4 protein-coding genes are annotated in these 3193 nt (G+C 68.9%); 2 read left to right on the forward strand and 2 right to left on the reverse strand.

Annotated elements, in window-relative coordinates:
- Positions 1-20: 20 nt before the first annotated feature.
- Both E6J59_19405 and E6J59_19410 read left to right on the forward strand, forming a co-directional pair.
- The gene (locus E6J59_19405; protein TMB16189.1) at positions 21-257 is read left to right on the forward strand and encodes a hypothetical protein; all 237 of its coding nucleotides are present in this window, start codon (positions 21-23) and stop codon (positions 255-257) included.
- Positions 258-406: 149 nt separating this feature from the next.
- Positions 407-1834: a LysM peptidoglycan-binding domain-containing protein gene (locus tag E6J59_19410; GenBank protein ID TMB16190.1), complete on the forward strand. Its 1428-nt coding sequence runs from the start codon at positions 407-409 to the stop codon at positions 1832-1834.
- A gap of 84 nt (positions 1835-1918) precedes the next feature.
- Here the strand turns inward: E6J59_19410 and E6J59_19415 are convergent, their stop codons facing one another.
- Positions 1919-2671, reverse strand: a complete 753-nt coding sequence (locus E6J59_19415; protein TMB16191.1) for a lytic transglycosylase domain-containing protein — start codon at positions 2669-2671, stop codon at positions 1919-1921.
- Complete coding sequence (gene moaC / locus E6J59_19420; GenBank protein TMB16192.1) at positions 2640-3122, reverse strand: cyclic pyranopterin monophosphate synthase MoaC; 483 nt, start codon at positions 3120-3122, stop codon at positions 2640-2642. The genes E6J59_19415 and moaC overlap by 32 nt, the downstream gene beginning before the upstream one ends.
- Positions 3123-3193: the final 71 nt, after the last annotated feature.

Raw genomic sequence — 3193 nt, forward strand, 5'->3', positions numbered from 1 at the left:
GCTGCTGCGCGGAGGCGACGGTGCGGGCCCTGGAACGGGTGGTGCAGCCGAAGCTGGGGTTCGAGCTGCTGGGCGTCAAAGCGGTCCGGGCGTTCGATGCCGTCGTGGTGATCGTGTCGCTGTCCGTTCGGCAGGAGACGCGCGCCTCACGCCTGGTGGGGGCCTATCTCGCCGAGACCGATCCACCACGCGGCGCGGCGCTTGCAGTGTTGAACGCCACGAACCGTATCCTCGGGAATTTTTTCGCGACCAGATGACGAGAGCCCACGGGATTCGACTGATCGCGTTGGTGGGCGCGGCGCTGGGCGCCACGCTGAGCACAGCGTGCGGTGGTGCGCGCGGCGCCGGCTCGGCCGCGGTGGCCCCTGCCACCCCTGATTCGACGGCGCTCTCGCTCTCTCCCTCCGTGCGGAGCGCGGACTCGATCGGCGCGCTCGCGGCCCGGGCGGAGCAGGACTCCGCGGCGGACCAGAAGGTGCTCGACAGCCTGCATCGTCGGCACGCCCCGGCCGACAGCCTGGAGCGCCGGCCGCCCGCGGCGTCGCCGATCAAGGGTGAAGAGGTGGAGCGTGAAGCCGAGCGGCTGTTCGGGGCCGAAGGCCGCGCCGTGATCGGTGCCGCCCCGTCGGCCGAGCCGACCTTCGACATCGACGTGACGAGCTTCGCCACGAACCGGCGCGTGCTCGAGTACCTCGAGTTCTTCCAGGTGGACTCGCGCGATCGGTTCGAGATCTGGCTCGCGCGGCTCGGTCGCTACCAGGGGATGATCCGCGAGCGGCTCCGCGCCAAACGGCTCCCGGAAGACCTCCTCTACCTCTGCTTGATCGAGAGCGGCTTCTCGAACACGGCGGTGAGTCGCGCGAAAGCGGTCGGGATGTGGCAGTTCATGGCGAGCACGGCGCGCCTGTACGGCCTCACGGTCGATCCCTGGGTGGACGAGCGCCGCGACCCGTTCCGGGCGACGGAAGCGGCCGCCAACTACCTGGCGGACCTGCGGGAGCGCCTGGGTAGCGTGTATCTGGCCGCGGCGGCCTACAACGCCGGCGTCGGACGGATCGAGCGGGGTATCGATCGGCTGCCGGGCGAGCCGGACTCGGTGGACGATCGCACGTTTTTTCAGCTGTCCGACCGCCGCTATCTGCGGCGCGAGACGCGTGACTACGTTCCCAAGCTCATCGCCGCGTCGCTGATCGCGAAGCAACCGGCGCGCTATGGCTTCGAGGTGGAGCCGCAGTCGCCCCTCGTGTTCGACGAGGTCACCGTTCCCGACGCGACCGGCCTCGACGTGGTCGCACGCCTCGCCGACACGGCGGTGGCGGTGCTGCTCGAGCTCAACCCGCAATACGTCCGGGGCGTCACGCCCCCGGGCCGGAGCGTGGTCGTGCGGGTGCCGCGCGGGCGCGGGACACTCGTGGCGGTGCGCTACGACAGCCTGCCGATCACCGAGCGAATCACGTTCGTGGACCACTATGTCTCACGCGGGCAGACGCTGTCGGACATCGCGAAGCGCTACCGCGTGAGCCTTACCATGATCGAGAGCGCGAACCCCCGCATCAAGGCCCACGCGTTGCGCGTCGGGCAGCGGCTCATCATCCCGATGAGCGGGCGCGTGGTGCCCGCCTCGGCATGGTCCGTGCCCCCGGAACCCCGCTACCGGCGCGTTTCGAGCACCGACGTGAGCGCCGGGAACCACCGCGTGCGCTCGGGCGAGACGGCGAGCGAGATCGCGCGCCGGTACCGTGTGTCGCTGACCGCCCTCCTCAATTACAACGGCCTCACGATGGGGTCGGTGCTGCGGGCGGGGGACGTGATCAAAATACCGCAGAAAGAATAGAGGGTAGCACAAAGGCGTAACACGAAAGGCGTAGGGTGACAGCCCCTACGCCTCTCGTCTTTGTGTTACGCCTTTGTGCTACGTCTAGCTCTTACGGCGGTACCCTTTCATGAGCGCCGCCGCATAGCCATTCTGCGGGTCCTTCCCGGCGTCGAGCAGCTCCTGCACCCTCGCCGGCCCGCGGTTGTAGGCAAGCAGCGCCAGACGCAGCTTGGCGTCGGCGTTCCCTTCGTAGCGCTCCAGGAGATCCCGGAGGTAGCGGAAGCCGAGCCGCAGATTGGTGCTGCGGTCGTACAGCTGCGCCGTGGTCAGACCCGGCTCGTACAGCCGGGCCGTACTCGGCAACACTTGCGTGTACCCGAGGGCCCCGACCTTACTCTTCGCCTTGGGGTTGAATCCCGACTCCACTTTTACGAGGCGAAACGCCAGGGCCGGGTCCACCCCCTCTGCGAGGGCGACGTCGTAAATCGCCGCTGCCAGGTCGGCCGCGATCGCGTAATGCGTCGAGTAGTCGATGATCGCGTTGGCGCGCTCGAGCTGCAACCGGGCGACCGCGAGTTCTCCCCGGGTCGCCTCGAGTGCCTGCTCGAGGGAGCGCAGCTCCCCGATCAGCGCGGGCGCCGTGAGCGGCGCCGGCTGGTCGTCGGCAGTGGCGCGTCGAGCCCAACCGCCGATGCTGCTCACAACGAGAGCGCCAAGGAGAATGAGCCCTCCCTGCAGCATCAGTTTCTGGGTTGTCGTGTGCATAGCCCTCTCTTGTATGGCCAGGCGGTCCCCATACTGGCACCGCCCCATCAATCTCCCGTCAATCAGCCGAGTCGCGCCGCCAATCCCCATGCGTGCCACCCGTCTTCTCGAGCAGTCGGACCTTTTCGATCTCCATCGCCCGGTCCGCCGCCTTCATCATGTCGTAAACCGTCAGCAGGGCGACCGATACCGCCGTGAGCGCCTCCATTTCCACCCCCGTCCGCCCGACCGCCTTCGCGGCCGCCCTCACCCGCACTCCCGGCAGCTCCTCGTCCAGCCTCGCGTCGACTTCTACGTGGTCCAGGCCCAGCGGGTGGCACAGCGGGATCAGCTCGGCCGTCCGCTTCGCCGCCAGCGTCCCCGCCACCTCGCTCACCGCCAGCACGTCGCCCTTCGCCACCTGCTGCTCGGCCACGAGCCGGAACGCCTCGCGCGACATCCGGATCGCGCCTTCCGCCACCGCCGTGCGCACCGTGACGGGCTTGTCGCCCACATCCACCATGCGCGCCCGGCCCGCCTCGTCCACATGCGACAGCTTCATGCCGGCTCCGCCAGCTCGTCGGCCAATACGGCCGCAAGGAGCTGTGGGTTCACGTTCCCCTGCGCGAGGTC

Source organism: Deltaproteobacteria bacterium, from assembly GCA_005879795.1.
Classification (GTDB): Bacteria; Desulfobacterota; Binatia; order DP-6; family DP-6; genus DP-6.